The organism is Planctomycetia bacterium (genome assembly GCA_016795155.1).
In the GTDB taxonomy this organism is placed as follows: domain Bacteria; phylum Planctomycetota; class Planctomycetia; order Gemmatales; family HRBIN36; genus JAEUIE01.
On sequence record JAEUIE010000015.1, the window covers coordinates 1 to 22,806 of the forward strand.

A 22,806-nucleotide genomic window follows, 5' to 3' on the forward strand; every position below is an offset into this window, starting at 1 on the left:
TCCTCAGCCGGAAAGAGGTGACGAATCCGCTCATACTTCTCTTCGGATATCGAATGCCGTTCCATGGCAGAATCTCCTGATTTGACAGAAGACCCTATACCTGATTACGCTGGCTTGCCTAGAGTATTTCCACACGCCCTAGTTCAGGCATTTCTGCATTGCACTGAGGAATTTCTCAACGTTCTGGATGGAGCTTCCATAGCCCATCAGGCCAATTCTCCAGATTTTGCCTTTGAGTGGTCCCAGACCGCCTCCGATTTCGATTCCATATTCATTCAGCAGTTTTTTCCTGATCGTCAAATCGTCGATGCCGGATGGTATTTCAACAGCGGTAAGGGCAGGCATCTGGCACGATTCATCGGTCAGCAACTTGAGCCCCAATTGCAGCAAGCCTGATTTTAGAGCCTGCCAGTTCCGTTGATGCCTTTGCCAGCGAGTTTCCAAGCCTTCCTGCAGTACCAGCTTGAGTCCTTCATGCAGTGCATAGAAGGAAGTGATTGGTGCGGTATGATGATAAGCTGGCGCAGAACTCCAGTATTTCATGAGTTCGAGGATATCGAGATAGTAACTCTGCACTGGTTGCTTGCGTTGTCTGACTTTTGTAATGGCACGCTCATTCATGGAAACCGGCGCCAGTCCGGGTGGACAGCCGAGTCCTTTCTGACTGCCTGAATAAACTGCATCGATCTGCCATTCATCCACTTTCAGCGGTATCGTTGCCAGGCTGGTAACAGCATCAACTACGAGCAGGGTGTTATGAGTCTGGCACAGTCTGCCGAGGTCTTGCAAAGGTTGACAGGCTCCGGTTGATGTTTCAGCATGGACGATGCCCATTACTTTGGGTTGGTATTGAGCGAGTGCCGATTGGATGGCTTCTTGGTCAAAGCTAGTTCCCCAAGTGGCACGAACGACTTCGACATTAGCGCGGCTGCGTTTGGCGATATCACCCATGCGCTCGCCGAAAAAGCCTGCTGCACAGATGAGTACTTTATCGCCAGGTTCAATCAGGTTGGCGAAGACACATTCCATGCCCGCCATGCCGGTGCCGCTAACAGCTAAGGTGTGTTCATTCCGTGTTTGAAAAACTTTTCGGAGAGCATCCTGTGTTTCCAACAGGATTTGCATGAACACGGGATCCAGATGCCCCAGCATCGGCTTCGATTGTGCTTGCAAAACATCAGGGTGTGGCTCACTGGGGCCTGGGCCAAGCAAGATGCGAACAGGAGGCTGAATACTCTTCATAAGTTCTAATTTCTATAAGCTCCAACCCTGACGATAAGTTTTTCTGAGAAGCTTATCCACTTCAGGCTGGCTGTTTTTCACCCAAGACGCTGATTGATCCCACTCAAGGGTTTTACCCGTGCGGTATGAGACCGTACCGAGCAGGACTGCCATGGATAATGGACCGCTGTAATCGAATTGGCAAAGTGGCTGGCCGTTGCCTTTGATCGCTTCGCACCATTCGCGATGGTGTCCCTTCGTAGCAGGAATAGTCTGCTCGAGTTTAAGGTTGGCGAATTTGTCCTGTGGTAAGAGCAAATACTTGCCGTAATCGGCAAGAAGCATGCCTTCGGTGCCTACAAACAAGTTGCCAGCACCCCACTTTGGCATGCCTTCCTTATCGAATTGTGGTGGTCGTTTTCCACCATCGTACCACGTCAATGGAATCGGACTACCTCCGCAGGGTCTGGCAAATTGGTAACGGGCAATGACCCATGTGGGACAGCCGGTTCGGTGCACCGGTGAACCTTCAGCAGTTACCTGTAAAGGCATACTCAGCCCGAGTGCCCAGAATGGCAGATCCATATGATGGCATGCCATATCACCAAAACAACCTGTACCAAACTTCCAGTATTTTCTCCAGTAGAACGGTACAAAACTGGGGTGATAGGCCTGCTCTTCAGCGGGCCCCAGCCACAAATCATAGTTCAAGCCGGGTGGAATTGCTGGCTTATCAGCGGGAAAATCCTCAGCGGCATAGCTTCCACCAACCCATGTGTGGACTTCCTGAATGGTTCCCAGTTTGCCACTTTGAACAATTTCTACCACTCGACGATAATTATCACCCGCATGGATTTGCGTTCCCATTTGGGTGACCAACTTTCGCTTCCTGGCCTCGTTCATCAAAGCCTGAACTTCATGGATAGAGTGACAGAGAGGCTTTTCACAATAGACATGCTTGCCTTCCTTCATGGCTGCTATGGCTATCGGGGCATGCGTATGATCCGGCGTGCAGACAGCAACAGCATCCACATCACGACGTGTAACAATTTCTCTGAAATCCTGACTGAAGAATGCCTGCGAATGAGTAGATCGTTCCTTCTTGACGCGATCGCTATCAACATCGCAAAGGGCAACGATGTTCTCGATTGCAGCCAGGTTGCCAAGACTGAACCCACCCTGCCCGCCTACGCCAATAATGGCAATACCAAGTTTCTGATTGGCTCCGGGAATGCGGGCATAACTCGAAGCGGAAAGGGTGAGAGATGAGATTCCTGCAAGAGATGCATGAAGAAAATCTCTTCGAGAGTGAGCGGTTTTCATATGACGTGGCCTGAGTGAATCCTGGTGGTTTTACTGATTGGCCTGTTTCATTACTTCAAAACAGGCAGCGACATCATCGTAAGGATTGGCTGGGTTGGCTTCATACTCCAGGCTGACCATGTATTTGAAATTGACATCGCGGAGTGCCTGGAAAACCGATTTGACGTCAAGAACTCCCTTGCCGCAGATAACATCAGTCTTGCGCTGATTGTCGTGGTCTTTCAGGTGAACGCCAAAGTTTCGGGCGCCCATGGTTCGAATTTCTGCAGCGGGGTCCAGATGATGTCCCATTTGTGCTGAGCGAATCAGGTGGCCGGTATCAAGACAGGAGCCAATTAATGGATGGTGATCCTTCACTGCCTTCATAATGATCTCAGCAGAATACCAGCGGTGCATTTTGTTACCGCCGACGGGGCCATGAGGATGAATGGCAATTGCGATTTTGTATTCTTCGCATAGTTTATCCAGATTGTCGAAGGCATCGGGATCAGGATCAGCACTGAGCACCTTGATGCCAAGAGATTTTGCAAATTCAAAGAGCTTGCGATTCTGTTCAATGTCCTTGGTGAACCTCTGAACGCCAAACGCTGCAGGCTTCACCTGGTATTCATTGCAAAGTTTCAGAACGGTCTTCAACTGTTCTGGAGTACTATTCAGGGGGATATGGTTGTTGAAAAACTCAGCATGTCCTATTCCCAGTTTCTGCATGAACTGCAGGGTGCGTTCAAGATTGAAGTTGCGGAAAGTATAGCTTTGCAAACCCAGTGTAACAGGCTTAGCCTGGGCATTGGCATACAGGTAACCTGAGGTAAATAAGCTGGCCATGCTGGCCAAAAACGTGCGACGATTCATTATCAATTCCAGGTAGGAAAATCTGGTAGGAATGTGCAAGCCTCTACAGCATAATTATCTCGTCAGACAATTGCCAACCTTTTCCCGTCATCTCATGAAATAAACCAGGGCAAGACCGAAAAGACAGAGAATAGAAAACATCATCATCTCGATGAATGCTGCACCGAGCGACATGCCGAGCGTAATCATTACTGTTGGCACACCGATGATCAGAAGAAGAACAATCCAGATGGGAACAGGCTTGCGTTCATGTTGTGATTGGCTGGTTGTTGGTTTCATTCTAATGTTTTAAGAACACGATGTGAAAAACAAATAACCCCGGAATGGTTCCGGGGTTGTTTGCATCATTTTTACTTAACTGTAGCTGAATGTCCCTGCATGGTTCCCATCTCTTCGGCCCTGCCACCCAGATGTTCGTAGAGAAACTTCTCGGTGATGGCAAAGAAATGCAGACTGTTTTCAGGTCGTGCAAAGCCATGACCTTCATCAGCATAGATGACATACTGAACAGGGAGTCCAGCTTTCTTCATGGCATCATAAATCTGATCGCTTTCGGCTTGCTTGACACGAGGATCATTCTTGCCTTGACCGATCAGCAGTGGAGCTTTGATGCGATCCACCTTGTAGAGCGGGGAACGTTCCCTCAGGAAAGACTCTTCGGTTGCCAGATCGCCAACTCGCTTAGTGAAAATGGCTTTCATGGGTGCCCAGTAAGGCGGGATGGAATTCAGCAGAGTAATGATGTTGCTGGGGCCAACAATATCGACACCACAGGCAAATACGTCTGGTGTAGAGGTCAGTCCCACCAGAGTGGCATAACCTCCATAGGAACCACCCATGATGGCGACCTTCTTCGGATTTGCATAACCCTTGTTTACGACCCAATCAACGCCGTCAATCAGGTCCTGATGCATTTTGCCAGCCCATTCGCGATTGCCGGCATTCAGGAATTGCTTGCCGTAGCCGGTTGAGCCACGGAAATTGACCTGCAGAACTGCATAGCCTCGATTAGCCAGGAATTGCACGAGGCCGCTGTATCCCCAGCTATCTCGTGCCCAGGGGCCGCCATGCACCAGAAGCACCGTTGGCAGGTTTTTGGGTTCCACACCTATAGGTAATGTCAGATATCCACGAATCAACAATCCATCTTTTGCCTTGTATTCAATTGGTTCCATGCGGGCAAGTTTAACTTTCTCCAGTTTGCTGTTGTTGCTGTAGAGATAAGTAGCCTTTTTATTGGCTCGATCATAGAGATAAGCCGTTGCAGGACCATCATCTGCATCGTAAGAGACAATCCAAGTCTGATCATCTACTGTAGTGCTGGTGATATCAAAATCGCCTCGTCGAACCGATGCGAGGTACTTGAAGTCTTCCGCTACGCTCTGGTCAAGAATTGTCCATTCCGTCTTTGCTTTTTCGAATGCGACAGCCAATGGGATTTTTCTTTTACGATCACTGAAAGCATTGCTCACGTCAAACTCAGGATCTTCTGCAATGACTTCTTCTTTGCCGCTAGCGATATCCAGCTTCAGAAGTCGGGCAGTGTTGGCATTGTGATTAGCGATTATCCACAATGCTTTGCCATCTTCAGTGAAGGCGATAGGAGCCCCCTGCTCTTCTGAAGGCCAGGATTTCAGAGGTCTCCAGGCATCCTTCTCCTGGTCTTTAACCATCAATGTCTGCACGCCATCGTTGGCGCCCATCGTCATGCCGGCACGAGGCTTCATGTTCGGATCGAGTACATACCCGAGCACATTTCCTGGATTTTTTTCAATCAATTCCATCTGGTTGGTAGCCAGGTCCAGTTTGTGCAGATCGAAAACTCGTTTGTCCCGTTGATTCATGGACAGCACGATGGTAGTGGGGAACTTTTCTTCAAGAAAAATATTCTGAACGCGGACACCATCGAAGGGGGTGATATCAGTTGATTTCCCGGTTTCCAGTTCAACCTTGTGCAAGTGAAAATTCTCATCTCCTCCTGTGTCCTGGAGATAAAGAACATGTTTGTTGTCGAATGCCCAGAAGTAACGTCGGATGCCGCGTTTAGGGTCGTTGGTGATCTTGCGAGCATCATCCTTATCACGTGATCTGACCCAGACTTGTAGAACATTTTTGTCATCAGGAGCCAGGTAAGAGAGATGCTTGCCATCAGGTGAAATTTGTGTTCCGGCACGTTCTGGATTCCCGAATAACACCTCTCGCGGAATCAGTGGTGGTAACTTATCCTCAGCTTGAATATCATTTGACATCAATCCGATTCCAACGAGTGATAACAGGAGAATGGGCCATTTCATGAGGATTCCTTTATGTTAAGGTTTAATCAGGATTCGCGCAATTCGTTCCCTCATTCGATCGCTTACGATGTTTTTAGCGATTATGGTGCATTATTTAATACCTTTCACTGTATATTGCGGTTTCATGATAAACAAAATTAATAACTATCTACGCTCACGTCTTCAGCCTGGCTTTCTGGCAATGATTGCTGGGTGCATCATTCTCGTTGGAGTGACATTGGCTGCTATCAGCTTTTCCACTTCGCATGAAGGTACCTCGGCGGTGGGCATTCCCTGGGGCGCTGATTTCGCAGGGTTCTATGTTGCTGCACAGCTTCTGAGCGAAGGCCATGTAGACAGGCTCTATGATCGTGAGTTACATGCAACCTATTATCATCGCCTGTTTCCCAAGATACCAGCCGATGAAGTCATTCCGTATGTGCACCCTCCATTTGTTGCCTCATTTTTTCGAAGTTTGGTCTGGCTGGAATACGATTATGCCGCACTCATCTGGCTGATCATATCTCTTGTGCTTTACCTCACTGGTTTGAGAACCATGCTGCTGGCATGTCCAAAACTGAAAAGCAGAGACTACTGGCTTGTTATCCTTCTGGCCCTTTCGTTCGAGCCGTTCCTGTTTGAATGCTGGCTGGGAGGCCAGTTATCAGCCATTGCATTCTTGAGCTATGCACTAACATTTGTTTTCTATCAGCGCAATCGACCGGTACTTGCCGGAATTGCTCTTGGGATATGTTTCTACAAGCCAACGATGGTGATCCTGATCATTCCGTTGTTATTGGTTGCGCGTCAGTGGAAAGTCCTGCTGGGAATGACCATTACCGGTTCGGTGTTACTCATCTTCTCATTGATGACGACAGGTTGGGATGCAAATACAGGTTACGTTCAGGTGCTGCTGGAGTTCCGTCAATCGACATCCTCCAAAGAACAATTAGCTATCAGAATATGGAAGTATGTTGATTTCAATCACTTCTATCGACTGCTGCTTGGTGCAACAATGTATCAGCGCGTTGCATTCGTAGTGACATCAGTCATCATCTCGTTGGTTCTTTTGCTGCCCGGCTGGTGGAATTGGAAAACACATATTGAAGAGCGGCGCAAGTTATGGGCGGTTACTCTGTTTCTGATTCCCGTGATCAATCTGTATGTAGGCGTGTATGACTCAATTCTGGGAGTGCTGGCTGTCATCATTGTTACTGAATGGATTCTGGAACAAAGCCAGGAACCAGCAGGGTTGCTGTTCCGGACAAGCTGGGCCTATTGGCTGTTGGCACTGGCTGTGGCACCCTGGTTCAGTCAATATCTGGCAAAGTCAGCAGGTTTGCAGGTTTACACGTTGTTATTGTTACTTCTCGCAGTGCATGCATGGCGTATCAGAAAATCACTGTCTAGCTGACAGCAGGTTGCTGCATCGTCATGCAATGTAGAGTCCCCAATCCCCAGACAAGATCGCCACAGTAAATTCCGACCACTTCACGATCTGGAAAACAGTGCGCCAGCGTGTTCAATGCATGTCGGTCAGCGGGATCGTTGAATACAGGAACAAAGACCGTTTTGTTGGCGATCAGGAAGTTGGCGTAACTGGCAGGAAGCCGTTGGTTATCGAAAATGATGGGTGCAGGCATTGGCAGCGTAATGACGTCCAGCGGTTTGCCTTCTTGCGATTTAATGGACCGAAGAATTTCGACGTTTTCCCTGGTTGCTTCATGATTGATATCGCCCGCGTCTGACTCATACACGCAAACGACCGTGTTCCTGTTCACAAAACGTGCCAGGTCATCCACATGGCCATGCGTATCGTCGCCAGCGATGCCCTTATTGAGCCATATGGTTTGATGGATTCCGAGGTGTTTGCGAAAGATGGTTTCGTAGTCTGACTGGCTGCAACCTGGATTGCGGCATTGAACGTCACTCAGCAGGCACTCGCGGGTCGTCAGCAACATGCCGTTGCCATTGCCATCAATGCCGCCGCCTTCCAGTACTATTCTTCGGTTCTGATGTTGGGGAAACTCCTTGTCGCCATCAATGATCAAAGTGCCAGCTTCTTCATCGGCTTGCCAGTTGTCATATTTGGCCCAAGCGTTGAATTGCCATTTCACCGCAAGTGGCAGGCTGTTGTCCTGCACCCAGATGGGACAATAGTCGCGAGTCCAGACACGGTCGGTTGGAAAATCATGAAGTGAGAACTGATCGGGCGTCAGTCCAGTTCGTTCAAACAATTTCAGCATGTCAGGGCGCAAGTCTTTCGCTGCGATGATGTGAAGATGCTCGACACGGGCCACCTTGGTGAGAAAATCGGCATAAACCCATGGAATCGGACCGAATCTCTCAGGCCAATCTGCTTCATGATGAGGCCAGGCAACCCAGATGCCCTGATGCTCTTCCCATTCTGCAGGCCAACGTCTGCTCATTTTTCATCTCCTTCGTGTGCACGCTGCGTGATGCCTCCATATGCATCGATGCGTCTGTCGCGGAGGAATGGCCAATGTTGCCTGGTAGTTTCTGCTATGGCCGGGTCACATTTCACGAGTATGACTTCTTCTTTGTCATTACTGGCACGGTGAAGTAGTCTACCGAAGGGATCGTAAACGAATGAGCCGCCCCAGAACTCAATGCCACCGTTTATGGGGCCTTCGTGCCCAACCCGATTGACCGCAGCGACGTAACACCCGTTTGCAATGGCGTGCCCGCGCTGAATGCCTTCCCAGGCCCCTTGCTGGGCTTCGCCAAACTCAGCTTTCTCGGAAGGATGCCAGCCGATGGCTGTTGGATAAACGAGTATGTCTGCACCCTGCAAGGCAGTCAGGCGTGCTGCTTCAGGATACCATTGATCCCAGCAGACCAGAGTTCCAATATTGGCGTGCCGAGTATTGAACGACTTGAACCCAAGATCACCCGGGGTGAAATAAAACTTTTCCAGGTAGAGCGGATCATCAGGGATGTGCATTTTGCGATACTTGCCAAGGTACGTCCCATCAGCATCCAGCACCATGGCGGTATTGTGATAGATGCCACTCATGCGTCTTTCAAAGAGAGACCCGACAATGCTCATGCCCGTTTCGCGGGCTATCTTGCTCAGAGTTTCGGTGGTGGGGCCTGGTACCGGTTCACTCCATTCATAAAATCGGTGCTCTTCAGTCTGGCAGAAATATGGACCCAGGAAGAGTTCTGGAAGAATTGCAACCTGGGCGCCTTGTTTGGCTGCTGTTCTCAACATGACTGATGCATGCTGCAGATTCTCAGTAGCTGACCGGTTGCAGCTCATCTGTATCAAGCCAAGTATAAATGGTTTTCTCATGATGATCGTTTGCCTCGGGAGACACCCAACAAGTCTGGCTTAATCTTATACAGAAAGACGCTAAGAAATGCAGGGATTGCTCATCTCGATGAATAAATCTTTGCGAAACAGCAGGATTCCATCTGGTCAGTAAACGGCCCAGATCATCGTTATTCCCCTGTGCCGTAATCCTGGATCAGGCCGGCACGAGATTCCTTGAGGAAGGCAACAAGTTTGAGAGGGTTAAATTCTTTCAAATCTGAATAACAGAATTGGGCTTCGTCAAGTTTTGGCTTATTGGTGATGAAATGGACATCCGATGCAATTTCTTCAATCCTGGCGAGATTGAACTGTCCTTTTTTGCAATAACAGATGACTTCCAGAGCATCTGCCAGCTTAGTCTTGATACGAAGCCAGAATGCTGAGGCACCTGATGGCTTAATGTGAATAGCATCGCGCAGGTTGTAATTGTAGGTTGCTTTGGGATCAAGTTTGCCAAGCGAGGTCAGTAGTTGTTTCAGAATTGCCTGATCCCATTTGCAGCCCTGCCCGGGTGGAAAACCCTTGGAAGACAGATGCCATTGTTCGCCATTTTTGGCCCACGGCATCAGACTATCAATGCTGCGCTCCAGTTGATCGGTGACTGAGGCGAAAGATTTCACTGCCTCGGTCAAAAAACGTTTGAAGGCAGGGGTTTCAATATCGGCCTTCTGGTAGACGCCAATTTCAACACTTTGCCAGGGGCCTTTCGGGTTGCTAACCTTAATCCGTCGTTGTCCACTATGAGCGACCATGCCGGGTATCTTAAGCAGCGATGTTAACTTCAACGAATGTTCCAGTGTAGATTCCTGGAATGTATTTTTGGCTACACGAAAACCAAGCCAGAGCAGCCACTCGTCACCTGTCGATGCATGAAGGAACCAGCCGCGGCTCTTGGTTTTATGAGCAATTTCAACCGTGGTGCGGTGATTCCAATTCACATTACCCAGAGATGATGAGTTCTGCAGTTCGATCAGCTCGATGGCATATTGCAACGCAATCCCATCCCACTTGCAAGGCCTGCCGCTGTAGCTGACTCGATCCTGGCAATGCCATTTGGGGCCGTCAGCTTCCCAAGGCATGGCAATGTTGCCAGCATCGGTATCCTTGAGGGTTAACGGCACTTCGAGTGGTACCGCAACCTCTTTCGGCTTATGGAACTTCTCGCGTTCCAGATAGGGACCTGCCTGGAGGATTTCCTGCAGGATGGGCATGGTGACGGAGTTGTTCGCATGGTCTACAGCCCATTCCGGCGTGCCCTCCGTGACAATCTTGCCACCCGCTTCGCCAGCTTCGGGGCCAAGATCAATCAGCCAGTCTGATGATTTGATAACATCCAGGTTATGCTCAACGACAATAACGGTGTTCCCCAGATCAACTAATCGATGAAGAACGTCGAGCAGTTTGCGGATGTCGTCGAAATGTAACCCGGTGGTTGGCTCGTCCAGCACATAAATCGTTTTTCCCGTATTGGGTCGGCCCAGTTCTGCAGCGAGCTTTACTCTCTGTGCTTCCCCGCCTGAAAGAGTGGGGGCAGCCTGGCCCAGTTCGAGATAGCCTAGCCCCACATCGACCAGGGTTTGCAACAGTGCCTTGATGCGAGGCACGTTGGTAAACACTTCAAGTGCCTGTGCGATTCGCATGTTCAGCACTTCTGCGATATTGTAACCCTTGTAGCGGATCTCCAGTGTTTCGGGTGAATAGCGTTTGCCCTGGCAGACATCGCAGGTGACCCAGACATCGGGCAGGAAGTGCATCTCGATTTTTTTCTGTCCCATGCCTACGCAGGCTTCGCATCGGCCTCCCGGTTGATTGAAGCTGAATCGCCGTGGCTGGTAGCCTCGTACTTTGGAATCAGGCACCTGGGCATAAAGCTGCCGAATGAGATCAAACACCCCAGTGTAGGTAGCAGGGTTAGAGCTTGGTGCATTGCCAATGGGGGACTGATCAACATTGATGATTTTGTCGATATGTTCCAACCCGATCAGGTCGCGGTAGGCTCCACTTTGAATTTGGGCACGATGCAGTTTTCTTGCTAGTGCTGGATGCAGCACATCTTGCACCAGCGAACTCTTGCCGGAACCACTGGGCCCAGTGATGGCGATCAGGCAGCCTAGTGGAAAATTAACATCAACACCTTTCAGGTTATGATGGAATACACCCTGGATGCTGAGCCATTGCTTCTTGGGTGCGTGAATGGCATCAGCATTCATGCTGATTCGGCGATTACTCGGAACAGGAATGGTTAAACGCTGCGAAAGATAACCGCCTGTCAGCGATTCCTTCATCTTCGCAACTTTAGCCGGGGAACCCTGTGCAGTGATGGTTCCACCATCGGTGCCAGCACCCGGACCAAAATCGAGCAAGTGATCAGCCTTCTGGATTACTTCACGGTCATGTTCGACCAGGATCAGGGTGTTACCAAGATTCCTGAGCTTTTCCAATGCTTGAATCAAGCGCCTGTTATCCCTTGGATGCAATCCAATAGTAGGTTCATCCAGCACGTAGAGCACTCCGGTCAAGCCCGATCCAATTTGACTGGCCAGGCGAATACGCTGCGATTCGCCACCAGACAGGGTCGGAGCGGAACGGAACAGCGTCAGGTAATCAAGCCCCACATCGACCAGGAACTGCAAGCGGTTGGAGATTTCCCGCAGCAAATCGCCCGCCACTTTTCTCTCGGTTGTGCTGAGTTTCAATGTTTTGAAAAAGTTCAGAGATTCACTGAGTGACAATGCACCCAGTCCGCCAATGGTTAAGCCACTAAACCTTGCTGCAGCAGCATCATCACGCAGCCGCGAGCCTAGACAGGTAGTGCAGATCGATTGTGTCAGTTGATCACTGAGTCGTTGTCTGAGCACATAACTGACACGGGCAGCTTCTTCGATAGCTGGGTAAATTCCCTTGTAAGTAAACTTGAGAGGTGGTTGTCCTTCAATCGGAGAAGGCATCTTCAGCCATTCGTTGCGATTACCATGCAAGACAACCCGCTTGGAATCATTCCCCAAGCTTTCAAATTCGGAATCGAGATCGATGCTTTCCTGTTCAGCGAGTGTTTCCAGAACTGGCAGCAATCCGGGAACCGTGGTGGTTGGCCATATGGAAAGTGCACCATCCCGCAGTGATGCTTGCGGATCGCGATAAAGAGAAGTCTGGCTGGTTCCTTGTCGAACACCCAGACCTTCACATGTGGGGCACCAGCCTAATGGACTGTTAAAAGAAAAATGATGCGGCGCCAGTGGCTCAAAACTTCGATTGCACTTACTACAAGCCAGATGCTGGCTGTAGCGCTCCACCTTCCATTTCTTCTCTGCTACTCCATCCTGGACATGGGCGACGAGCATGACACCTTTGCCAAAGCTGAGGGCGGATTCAACAGCTTCCGCCAGCCTGCTCCGTTGAGAGCTTCGCACAATGGCACGATCAATCACCACTTCAACGTCGTGCTTGCGGCGATGATCAATCTCAGGCAACTGATCGATATCGTAGGTGGTGCCGTTGATCCGCACTCTGACAAATCCGCTCCGCCTGATCTCTTCCCAGATCGCTGAGTAACTTTCCTGCCCTTTACGCTCAATAGGAGCAAGCAAATAGAGTTTGGTGCCTTCAGGCAACTTCAATAGCTGCTCAATAATCTCATCGGCAGATTGGGTACCCACGGGTATCTGGCACCTGGGGCAATAACACTGACCAAGCCGGGCGTAGAGAACGCGCAGATAATCATGGATTTCAGTTACGGTGCCAACGGTTGATCGGGGGCTTTTGCTGGCTGTTTTCTGCTCAATACAGATGGCAGGCGATAAGCCATCGACATGCTCTACTTTAGGCTTTTGTAATTGACCGAGAAACTGCCGTGCATAGGAAGAAAGCGATTCAACGTATCGCCGTTGTCCTTCGGTGTAAATCGTATCAATGGCCAAGGTACTTTTGCCTGATCCGCTGGGGCCACAGAAAACTGACATGGCTTCACGAGGTATCTGGACATCTATATGTTTCAGGTTGTTCTGTGAAGCCCCTCGGATCATGATTTCCGTCAATTGTGGAACTTGATTCTTTGACTTTTTCCCATTACTTTTTCTGATGTCAGCAGCAGAAAGAAGATGTTGTCCTTTCAACACTGGTTTCAGTGATTGACCGGTGTAGGATTTGCTGTTCCTGGCAACCTCTTCTGGAGTGCCGACGCAAACCACCTGCCCGCCTGCTGCACCACCTTCAGGCCCAAGATCAATGATCCAATCTGCAGTTTTGATGACATCGAGGTTATGCTCGATGACCACCACCGTGTTGCCATCCTGCGTGAACTGATGCAATACTTGCAGTAGTTTTTGTATGTCATCGAAATGCAGGCCGGTGGTTGGTTCATCCAGGATATAGAGAGTGTGACCGGTACTCTTGTGACAGAGTTCTTTGGCCAGCTTGATTCGCTGTGCTTCGCCACCACTTAAGGTGGGTGATGGTTGCCCCAACTTGATGTAATCCAGGCCGACATCATGTAGTGTTTGCAGCATCCGCTGAATGCGTGGGATTTCACTGAAATGCTGCAACGCTTGTTGTACATCCATTTCCAGAATGTCATGGATGTTCTTTTCCTTGAACTTAACCTGCAGGGTTTCTCGATTGAAGCGTTTGCCATCACAAATGGTACAGGGAACCCATATATCTGCCAGAAAATCCATTTCCAGTTTGTTGGAGCCATTACCCATACAGGCTTCACATCTGCCACCAGGCACATTGAAGCTGAATCGTCCGGCTTTGTAGCCACGAATCTTGGACTGGTTCATGGCGACAAACAATTTGCGGATTTCATCGAAGACTTTGATATAAGTGCCAGGATTGGAACGCGGTGTGCGACCAATGGGCGATTGATCGATGGCAATCACCTTATCAATGTGCTCGAGGCCCTTAATCTTGTCGTGAGCGCCCGCTTCGTAGCTTTCAGCAACTTCTTCTTCATCGCCACGTTCTTCTTCAGCAGCTTTCCCGGAATTCTTCTTGCGAAGTTCCTGCCTGGCTGCAACTAACAGTATGTCATTGATCAAGGAGCTTTTTCCGGAGCCACTGACACCCGTTATGCAAATAAATGATTCCAGCGGGAATTCAACATCAATGTCTTTCAGATTGTTGTGCTTGGCGCCGACAATCTTGATTTTCTGTTTTCCCGGTTTCTTTCGTTCGTCGGGAACTGGAATTTCCAATCGGCCAGAAAGGTAGCCGCCGGTTACCGAGCGATCGTTCTGCAATAGTTCTTTGAGGGAACCTGCATTCACCACTTCGCCGCCACGAATGCCAGGCCCTGGCCCGAAATCAACAATATAATCGGCGGCACGCATCGTCTCTTCATCGTGTTCTACTACGATCACCGTGTTGCCCATGTCACGCAAACGCATGAGGCTATGCAGCAACTTGGCATTATCTCGTGGATGCAGACCTATGCTCGGTTCATCGAGAATGTACAACACTCCCACCAGGCCGCAACCAATCTGGCTGGCAAGCCTGATGCGTTGTGCCTCGCCACCACTCAAGGTTGGCGCAGTCCTGTCAAGGCTGAGATAATCCAGGCCAACATCAACGAGGAACTGCAATCGTGTTCGTATTTCCTTCAGTGCCTCTTCTGCAATGACTTTCTGGGTAGCATCCAGTTTTTTTTCCAACTCGCCAGACTTGGCAAACCAGTCAGCTAAGTCGCCTACCGGCATGTTTCCCGTTTCGATGATGGTCTTGTTGGCCACGCGAACCGAAGCAGCCTGGCGATTCAAACGTTGTCCCTTGCACTTGGGGCAAGTCATGGTGCGCATGTACTTTTCCAATTGCATCTTCCGCGGGCCCGCTGAAACCTTTTTGTAGCTGGCCATCAGATCGGGAACGACACCAGCCCAGTCTTCGGCATGCTTCCAGATAAATCCGCCCCGTGCCTTCCATTCGCAGATGATCTTTTCGGGCGTGCCATGCAATATCCAATCGCGTTCCTGCCTGCTCAACTTATTCCATGGCGTCTTCAGGTTGATATTCTTGCTGGTTGCAAGTCCGTTGAAAACATGCTTTCGCCAACGCCCCATATGTGTCATCGGGCCTACCAATGGAATGGCACCCTGATAAAAACTCTTATTGGGATCAGGCACCAGCAGTTCTTCAGCAAAGTCAATTTTGTTTCCCAGCCCATCACAGTCCATGCACATGCCAATGGGACTGTTGAAACTGAACATTTGTGGCGACGGAGGCTCATAACTATTGCCACAATGTGTACAGGCATAACGTGCCGAGAAAGTAAGTGTCTGCCAGGAAATATCAGCATTGACAGGCTTCTCAGTGGCAAACTGTTTGCTTTTCCGAGCAGAGTCTGGTTCTTGTGTTTCCACGAGAAGGATGAGATTACCTTCACCCAGTTTGAGTGCAGATTCTACAGCTTCCGAGAGTCGTGTTCGTCCCTTCTCTTCAATCACCAAGCGATCAACAATAATCTCAATATGGTGTTTGATTTGCCTGTCGAGTTTCAAGTCATCAGTCAAGTTGATGATTGCGCCATCGACCCTGGCTCTGACATAGCCTTGTTTGAGCAGGTCCTTAAAGAAATCCTTAAATTCCCCTTTCTGACCTCGTACAACTGGAGCCAGCACCTGGCACTTTTTGCCGTTCATGCTGGCGAGCAATCTGGTGACGATTTGCTCTTTGGTTTGTGCTGAAATGGGAATCTGGCAAGTTGGGCAATATCCCTGCCCAATGCGAGCGTACAGAACACGTAAAAAGTCATGAATTTCTGTGATGGTTCCAACAGTCGAGCGTGGATTTTGCGCGCCGGCCTTCTGTTGAATGCTGATGGATGGAGACAGGCCCGATAGGTAATCAACATCCGGCTTCGGAAGTTGTCCGAGAAACTGCCTGGCGTAACTGGAAAGTGATTCAATATATCTGCGCTGGCCTTCAGCAAAGAGAGTATCAAAAGCCAGGCTGCTTTTTCCCGATCCGCTCACACCGCTAAAAACGATAAGTTGGTTACGAGGAAGCGTTAAATCTACCGAACGGAGGTTGTGTTCTCTGGCCCCCCGTACAATAATAGCTGCATCGGTCATGTCGATGTTTTCACTTGGGAATATAAGAGTTAGATTCGCAGGCCAGGCTGAAAAGACAAGTGAACATGACAGAACTTGTCTTCAATCACGCCGAATATGCCTGTTTTAGAGAGTTATTGTTTGTCAAGTGCGTATCCAGCCCTGAATCTGGAGAGTTCACGAACTATGGCTGCCGATTTGCAGAACCAGAATCGGGAACTTTCGCAGACTAATCCCCGTCCAAAGGACAGTGGCATGGAGGCGGATGAACAATATCTGCTACGTGCATTTCAACGAGGTAATCTGGATGCTTTTGGCATTCTGGTTCATCGATATCAGGACAGGCTATACACGTCACTGGTGAGATTCCTGGATAACCAGGAAGATGCGCAAGATGTCATGCAGGAAACATTCCTGAGTGCATTTGCCAACGCCAGGAGGTTCAAAGGACAATCGCGATTTTACACATGGATCTATCGCATTGCCATGAACCATGCCATCGACCTGCATCGAAGGAAAAAACCTCGTCAGACTCTTTCGATTTCTCAGGTCAATCAGGAAGAACCTGCTGATCCGAACGAAGCGGAAGGGCCACAACAGACTCTCATTCGTGAAGAAGACAGGCAATGGCTGAGGACCGCATTGAAATCGCTTTCCGATGAACACCGCATGGTGATCGTGATGAAGGAAATTGACGATATGCGTTACGAGGAAATTGCAGAAGTGCTGGATGTTCCTGTCGGGACGGTGCGAAGCAGATTGCATCGTGCCAGGCTTGAACTGAAAGATGCCCTCGAGCAGCAACAGAAACAGTAATAAAAGTGGATTGTGCGAGACATGCTTTCGGAGAATTTACAGGAACTGCTTTCCGCCTATGTCGATGGCGAACTCGACTCGAAAGAGTACGAGCGCGTCATGGCGACATTGCGGGAATCCGAAGCGGCACAGAAGCATGTTGCTGAGTTACGTTCCATTTCGCAGAACCTGAAATCGCTGCCAGGCTATTCGTTCCCGCAGAAGGTCACGCAACAATTTTTGCAGAAGCAGAAACTGGCCAGGAGTTATACTCTTTGGCGAACCGTTGGTTCCTCAGTCGCCATTGCAGCAGGGATGCTCGTCGCAGTTGGTGTCTGGTGGTATCTGTCAAAACCGGAGACGGTCAGTCAGCAACCTGTTCCAAGTCCTTCTCCTAACATCACACTGAATAAAGATTCGAAGGATGTGCATTCCCCTCTTGTCGTGGTGGAGCCCAAGAAGTCATTCGAACTCACGCCCTACATTGCGATGGCTCAACAAGCATTGGCTCAGGGGTATGATGAAATTGAGAGTGTAAACCACCGGTTTACTGAATCAATCAACTGGCTAGCCCAGGCAGAGTCTATCCGCGAAGGCAAATATCTTGATCATCAAGCTTCTATCTTGACAGGCCCTGTCAAGAATATGGGATCGTATTTCAAGACACTGGATCGACCTTTGCCTGCAATGCTCTCCGTTGCAGATTTCTCACTGGATAAAATGAAGTCTCATGTTCAGCTCAAGGAGACTTCGGTACTAGATTTGTCGTCCAGAGATAACATCAAAACAATGACACGGCTGCTTGAAGCAGGCAAACAGGCCCAGTTGCCTATCGTCGTTGATGATGAATTGCAGCTTCGACTCAAAAAGAACCTGCCTGCTACGTTTATGGTCTACCTGGAAAATCTGACAGAAGCACAATTGAGTGCATATTTGAAGGCACTTGAAACGGTTGATTACTGGAAGCATTCTGAATTGAAAAAAGATTCCACTGTTACCAGTATGCTGTTCTACCCACTCGATGTATCGGGTCGCAATCAGGTGGCCAAGAGTCTTGGGCTCAATGATGGGAAGTTGGAGCAAGCCAAGGTCAGCAAGCACCAGGCTGCGGTAGCGCTTTCTTATTTCTCATTACGATTGCCGCAATCGCTCAGCGAAAATACGCGCAAAGCTACGGCGACCTTGGAAGGTACTTCACCAGATCGCCTTTCACTGGTGATCATGGTGCGATCCACACGCTGATTGTTATCAGTTATTTCAGTCGATACTTGGGATGAGTTTCCAGGTATTTGGCAACCCGATCCGTTCGCTTCACCGCTTCAGTTAAGAATTCCACAGCCTTAACCAGCTTGTCGTCTGGCTCAGCGCAACTGAAGCGTAGATACCCCTGTCCAGCTGGGCCAAAGCATTCGCCACCGAGGCAGGCAACGCCCAGCTTATCGTCAGCAGATTCCAGCAGGAACATAGCCAGGCCGTGGGATGTAATGCCAAGCCGTTTGCAAATCTTCGAGACATTGGGGAATACATAGAAAGTGCCTTTCGGCATTTCTACTGTTACGTCAGGCACTTTTTTCAACGCTGCGACGAGGATTTCTACCTTCTTTTTGAACTTGAGCATGGTCTCATCGCGTTCCTTCTCGTCGAAATCAAGACCAGCCTGTGCTGCAAGTTGAGTAATGGGTGGCACACAGGATAACGAGGTGTTAATCAGTTTGCCAATCAGATCCGCATAATCAGGCCGGGTGATGCCGAAGCCGACTCGATAGCCGGACATACTGTAAGACTTGCTGAAAGTGAATACCGCAACTGCCTGATCAATCATTCCTGGACATTCAAGAATGGAGTGATGTCTGCCTTCCCAGACCATGTGTGCATAAGGTTCATCGCTCATCACCATGACGTCTTTGCCACGAATGAGATCAGCGATGCCGTTCAAATCTTCCAGGGTAGCAACGCCACCCGTTGGATTGTGGGGTGAGTTCAAGAAGATACCACGCGGCTTGGGGGCTTCTTTGAGAAACCGGGCCACGTCTTTCACATCAGGTCGGAACTGGTTTTCTTCCTTGAGCGGCACATACCATGCCTTGGCTCCCCGGCGATCAATATTAGGTGGATACGTTGGGAAATGTGGTGAAAAGACCAATACCGAATCACCCTCATTCAGAAATGCTTCGCAGAAGAACTGCTCCAGCACCTTGGCGCCGGGGACAACGACGCAATGGTCTGCAGTAACGTTGACACCAAACTCGCGATTGTAAAACTTGGCAATCGATTCACGGAACGAGAGCAGGCCTCGCGAAGGACAGTAATGGCTCTGATCAGAATTTACTGCATCAATAGCGGCCTTCTTGGCATGGGCTGTTGTCGGAAACGGGCTGTCGCCAATCTGAAGGAAGATGACATCTTTGCCTGCCGCTTTGAGTTTCTGAGCGATTGCGAGAACGTCAAATGCGGTTTCTACGGTAAGGCCTTGGGCGAAGGTACTGACGGACATAGTGGATCTCGAGTGAGCTATCAGCTTTCAGCCATCAGCCGTCAGCTAAATAAGTTTTCAGATGTAAGAATACTGCCAATATTCATTTGAATCTAGTCCTGAAAGCTGAGAGCTACTTTTTAATTTCCCACACCAGGTGTGCCAACTCCGGCAGAATCAGCTTCTCCATGGCCAGCTTGACTGCATGTGTGGAACCAGGCATGGAGAATATCAGTTTTCCCTGATACACACCAGCTACTGCTCTCGACAGCATGGCAGCGGCCCCGATTTCGCCATAGCTGATCATTCGGAATATCTCACCAAAGCCAACCAGTGTTTTCTCCAGCAACGATCCGATGGCTTCTACTGTACTGTCACGTCGGCCTATGCCTGTACCGCCATTTAACAGGATTGCTTCCACGTCTGCCTTTGCAGCAAGTGTCTGCACGGCTTTTACTATTTCGGCAGGTTCATCCTTGAGAATGGAATATGAGGCAACAGGGTGATTATCTTGAATCAGGAAATCACGGATGGTCTGTCCGCTGGTATCGTTTCCTTCATTCCGTGTATCACTCACCGTGATGATGGCACAGGAAACTCGCGGATATTGTTTCTTAGCACAGGTTTTGTGCTGTTCGCTGGTTTGCATACTTGACTTCTTTTGAGGATTTTCCGGCTTGTGGCTCTGTAACTCTCAGGGTATGGTTGAGATATCATTTTCAAACTCCAGGAGCAATGCGATGGCTTCCTCGGAAACCGCTTCATCATCATCCGAAATCTTTGATTGCCAGTCTTTCTTCCCTGATGGGAACAATGAACTGAACATGTCGCCTTTGGATTCTGCAGAGTTACCAGTTCATACGAACATTGAACCAGAAATCGGATTCTGGAAGAAGTATTCGTCGCACTACGAGTTTCCGCTTTCCATTCTGATAGCTTTAGGCGTGCATGTGATTGCCGTACTGGTGGTAGTGGCCTGTATGAGCATTAGCTACTACTGGAAGCCGCCACAACAGCCTATTATGGAGCAGGAGGTAGTCGAAGCACGGATCAATTCTGATAAGGATACTCAGGATAAACCCAGGCACGCAGGTCATACTGGTGATGACGCCAGTGAAGTGAAGACAGATCTCATTACCGTTAAAGAACTCGACGTTCAGCAGTTGCCCAATCCCGACAAATCGGACTTGAATTCAACCATGCCAGCGTTGCCTAAGAATATTCAGACTGCGACTAATCCAGGGCGACCGGGGCCTAAAGGTAAAGGAGGTGGTGGAGAAAAAGGTGATACTATTGGCGATGGCGTTGAACAAGGGTATGCGATGGCCAGGAATAAACGCTGGCGCATTCAATTCAGCTACCACGAGCCTGAAGTTCTTCTCGAACAAATCTCCAATCTGGAACTGACGGTTGCTGGCAGGCTCAACAACGGACGCTACATCGTTTATCGAAACATCTCCAGCAAGCAACCTTTACGCTTTGTCGAGATGAATGACACCCAATTGAATTCGCTCATCGAACAAGGCAAGTTCCTGACTTTTGTAAACAACGACCGGGTAACATGTGAGAATTTTGCACTGGCTGTTCATGCAAGCGAAAGGCTTTTGACGCTGATCATGTTAATACCACCTGAACTTGAACAGGCGATTCTGGAAACCGAATTGAAGCATCACGGCAAAACGGAAGATGCCATTCGTGCCGGGAAAATATTCACCTGGTTCAAGGTAGAACGCCAAGGATCGCGGTGGAACATCAAAGTTCTGAAATCAAAAACCGAAGAATAGTCAGTTTTTCAGCGTGGCGATTCGGGACTTAGGTCCCGCGGCCCAGGTGCTGCCATCTTTGCCAGCACTGACTACATTGTAATTCTCTGCATCGATACGGTTCCACTTCTTGCCATCTTGGGATTGGAACGATCCCGTGGTTCCTACTGCAATCCAATGGTTGCCTGCCCAGACAACACATGAACAAAAAGGCAATAGACTTGGTTTCTCGGCAGCTTCCCAGGATATTCCGCCATTGGTTGTGAGTAGCCATGTTTGATTTGTCTGCAATGGAATCTTGTAATCTCCACCCACCATCATGCCTGTGGATCGGTCCTTGAACGCCAGCGAGAAAATTCCGCGGGAATCCACCCCGGCCTGCATCTTTGATTCCAGTACAGTCCAGTTCCTGCCTTTGTCTGGCGAATGAAACAATCGCGCAGCTGATGCTCCTCCTGTAACGAACCAGATGTCATTGGTTCCGGTAGCAAGTAGACAGGCACCGCTGGCTGCAAAAGCACCTTCGCCCTCCAACGCATCTGGCATGTTGGCAGAGAGTATAGGTTTCCAGTTAGCTCCTCCATCGCTGGTGATGAGCAATCGGAATTTGCCATCAACTGGATCGCTGATCGCCACGCCATGCTGCTCATCCCAGAAGGCGAGAGCATCATAAAACGCTTTGGGATTATCATTCGTGAACTGCAGTTTCCATTGCTTGCCGCCATCTGTTGTTTTGTAGATGCGGGAGTTTTCACCTGAGCCGATGCTGAGGATGTAAGCGACATCTTTGCTGAAGGCTTCAATGTCACGAAAGTCGAGTTTCTCCGCGCCGGGGACGGTGATGACTTCCCAGGTCTTGCCGCCGTCAAGCGTGCGACCCACGGTGCCTTTAGTGCCACTGACCCAGGCGACGTCGCTAGAGATGGCGCAAAGGCCTCGGAAGTCAGCAGTGGTGTTGATGGATTGTTGTACCCATTGTGCGTTGCTGGTTTGAGTAACAGCAATCATCAAGGCAAACGTGATGCAGATGAATTTCATTTGATGGCCTGGTTCGGGTTAATGACGCGCTTATTGTATTCTCAGCACACTTAATGACTTTGTAGTTAAGCGGTCTTGCTTGCGACTTTATCTTGATGATGCCCAAGATGATAGAGTGTGAAGAAGAGCATTTCACGGACGGACAATTTACCTAGCAGTGGATGTGGCAAGACAAGCCGATCCAAGTCTTGCTCTGTCCAATTCTCCAGTGCCTGGGAGAGCGACCGAATGGTTGTAGAGAGTTTCTCCACCTGTCGGCGTTGATACTCGACAACATCCGCCGGCTTCTTTGGCAACTTGGGCACATACTTTCCCGATGCCTGTCCACCCTGTGACAGCACTGATTGATACGCTTCGACGATCTTGTCGTAATGACGAGACGGAGCGTTTGACTTTCCAAACAGCAGCCGAGGGAGGAAGCGGGGCAAGCGTAATGCCATAACGACCGGTTTGGTTGCCTGGATCAAATGGATCACGTTCTGTGCGGGTGACCAACTGCGATCCAACGGCCGTTCGATGAACGTATCGGGGGAGAATTTGCCCCAGAAGGATTCGGCAGTGGTCGCAGCGTCGGTGAAGCCGGAGATTAGTTCGGGTTTGGTGAAAGGATCGGAAGTCATGTATGAGCCAAAAGAAAGAAGCAAATCACACGATTCAATTATCGTATTTCCTACTTTACGCATTGATT

16 protein-coding genes are annotated in these 22,806 nt (G+C 49.5%); 4 read left to right on the plus strand and 12 right to left on the minus strand.

Annotated elements, in window-relative coordinates; genetic code table 11:
- Positions 1–138: 138 nt before the first annotated feature.
- The 5 genes from JNJ77_06290 to JNJ77_06310 all read right to left on the minus strand — a co-directional run bounded on the left by JNJ77_06290 (position 139) and on the right by JNJ77_06310 (position 5,645).
- A complete protein-coding gene (locus JNJ77_06290; protein ID MBL8822180.1) occupies positions 139–1,242 on the minus strand; it encodes an alanine--glyoxylate aminotransferase family protein in 1,104 nt (367 codons plus the stop codon).
- 12 nt (positions 1,243–1,254) lie between these two features.
- Complete coding sequence (locus tag JNJ77_06295) at positions 1,255–2,544, minus strand: Gfo/Idh/MocA family oxidoreductase (protein ID MBL8822181.1); 1,290 nt, start codon at positions 2,542–2,544, stop codon at positions 1,255–1,257.
- Positions 2,545–2,574: 30 nt separating this feature from the next.
- Positions 2,575–3,252, minus strand: coding sequence for a sugar phosphate isomerase/epimerase (locus tag JNJ77_06300; GenBank protein ID MBL8822182.1), 678 nt, complete (start codon positions 3,250–3,252; stop codon positions 2,575–2,577).
- A gap of 231 nt (positions 3,253–3,483) precedes the next feature.
- On the minus strand, positions 3,484–3,675 hold the full coding sequence (locus JNJ77_06305; protein MBL8822183.1) for a hypothetical protein: 192 nt from the start codon (positions 3,673–3,675) through the stop codon (positions 3,484–3,486).
- A gap of 71 nt (positions 3,676–3,746) precedes the next feature.
- Entirely contained in the window at positions 3,747–5,645 is a 1,899-nt protein-coding gene (locus JNJ77_06310; protein MBL8822184.1) for a S9 family peptidase, read from the minus strand.
- A gap of 169 nt (positions 5,646–5,814) precedes the next feature.
- Here JNJ77_06310 and JNJ77_06315 point away from each other — a divergent pair, with 169 nt between their 5' ends.
- Complete coding sequence (locus JNJ77_06315; protein MBL8822185.1) at positions 5,815–7,083, plus strand: DUF2029 domain-containing protein; 1,269 nt, start codon at positions 5,815–5,817, stop codon at positions 7,081–7,083.
- Here the strand turns inward: JNJ77_06315 and JNJ77_06320 are convergent.
- From JNJ77_06320 to uvrA, 3 genes are all read right to left on the minus strand, one after another.
- Positions 7,076–8,098, minus strand: a complete 1,023-nt coding sequence (locus JNJ77_06320) for an agmatine deiminase family protein (protein ID MBL8822186.1) — start codon at positions 8,096–8,098, stop codon at positions 7,076–7,078. The genes JNJ77_06315 and JNJ77_06320 overlap by 8 nt on opposite strands.
- The gene (locus JNJ77_06325; protein ID MBL8822187.1) at positions 8,095–8,985 is read right to left on the minus strand and encodes a carbon-nitrogen hydrolase; all 891 of its coding nucleotides are present in this window, start codon (positions 8,983–8,985) and stop codon (positions 8,095–8,097) included. The genes JNJ77_06320 and JNJ77_06325 overlap by 4 nt, the downstream gene beginning before the upstream one ends.
- A gap of 149 nt (positions 8,986–9,134) precedes the next feature.
- Positions 9,135–16,070 (minus strand): excinuclease ABC subunit UvrA, encoded by a 6,936-nt coding sequence (gene uvrA / locus JNJ77_06330; GenBank protein MBL8822188.1) that lies wholly within the window; start codon positions 16,068–16,070, stop codon positions 9,135–9,137.
- Positions 16,071–16,304: 234 nt separating this feature from the next.
- Between uvrA and JNJ77_06335 the strand changes: the two genes are divergently transcribed.
- Positions 16,305–16,865 (plus strand): sigma-70 family RNA polymerase sigma factor, encoded by a 561-nt coding sequence (locus tag JNJ77_06335; GenBank protein MBL8822189.1) that lies wholly within the window; start codon positions 16,305–16,307, stop codon positions 16,863–16,865.
- A gap of 21 nt (positions 16,866–16,886) precedes the next feature.
- Entirely contained in the window at positions 16,887–18,086 is a 1,200-nt protein-coding gene (locus JNJ77_06340; GenBank protein MBL8822190.1) for a hypothetical protein, read from the plus strand.
- A 10-nt stretch (positions 18,087–18,096) separates the two neighbouring features.
- Here the strand turns inward: JNJ77_06340 and JNJ77_06345 are convergent, their stop codons facing one another.
- Positions 18,097–19,338: an aminotransferase class I/II-fold pyridoxal phosphate-dependent enzyme gene (locus JNJ77_06345; GenBank protein MBL8822191.1), complete on the minus strand. Its 1,242-nt coding sequence runs from the start codon at positions 19,336–19,338 to the stop codon at positions 18,097–18,099.
- 112 nt (positions 19,339–19,450) lie between these two features.
- Positions 19,451–19,966 carry a MogA/MoaB family molybdenum cofactor biosynthesis protein gene (locus tag JNJ77_06350; GenBank protein ID MBL8822192.1) on the minus strand — a complete coding sequence of 172 codons (516 nt, stop codon included), beginning with the start codon at positions 19,964–19,966 and terminating at the stop codon, positions 19,451–19,453.
- Between the two features lie 91 nt (positions 19,967–20,057).
- Between JNJ77_06350 and JNJ77_06355 the strand changes: the two genes are divergently transcribed.
- Positions 20,058–21,101, plus strand: a complete 1,044-nt coding sequence (locus tag JNJ77_06355; GenBank protein ID MBL8822193.1) for a hypothetical protein — start codon at positions 20,058–20,060, stop codon at positions 21,099–21,101.
- Here JNJ77_06355 and JNJ77_06360 read toward each other — a convergent pair whose 3' ends face one another.
- Together JNJ77_06360 and JNJ77_06365 are read right to left on the minus strand one after the other, a co-directional pair.
- The gene (locus JNJ77_06360; GenBank protein ID MBL8822194.1) at positions 21,102–22,118 is read right to left on the minus strand and encodes a glycosyl hydrolase; all 1,017 of its coding nucleotides are present in this window, start codon (positions 22,116–22,118) and stop codon (positions 21,102–21,104) included.
- Between the two features lie 65 nt (positions 22,119–22,183).
- Positions 22,184–22,738 carry a DinB family protein gene (locus JNJ77_06365; protein ID MBL8822195.1) on the minus strand — a complete coding sequence of 185 codons (555 nt, stop codon included), beginning with the start codon at positions 22,736–22,738 and terminating at the stop codon, positions 22,184–22,186.
- Between the last annotated feature and the right edge of the window lie 68 nt (positions 22,739–22,806).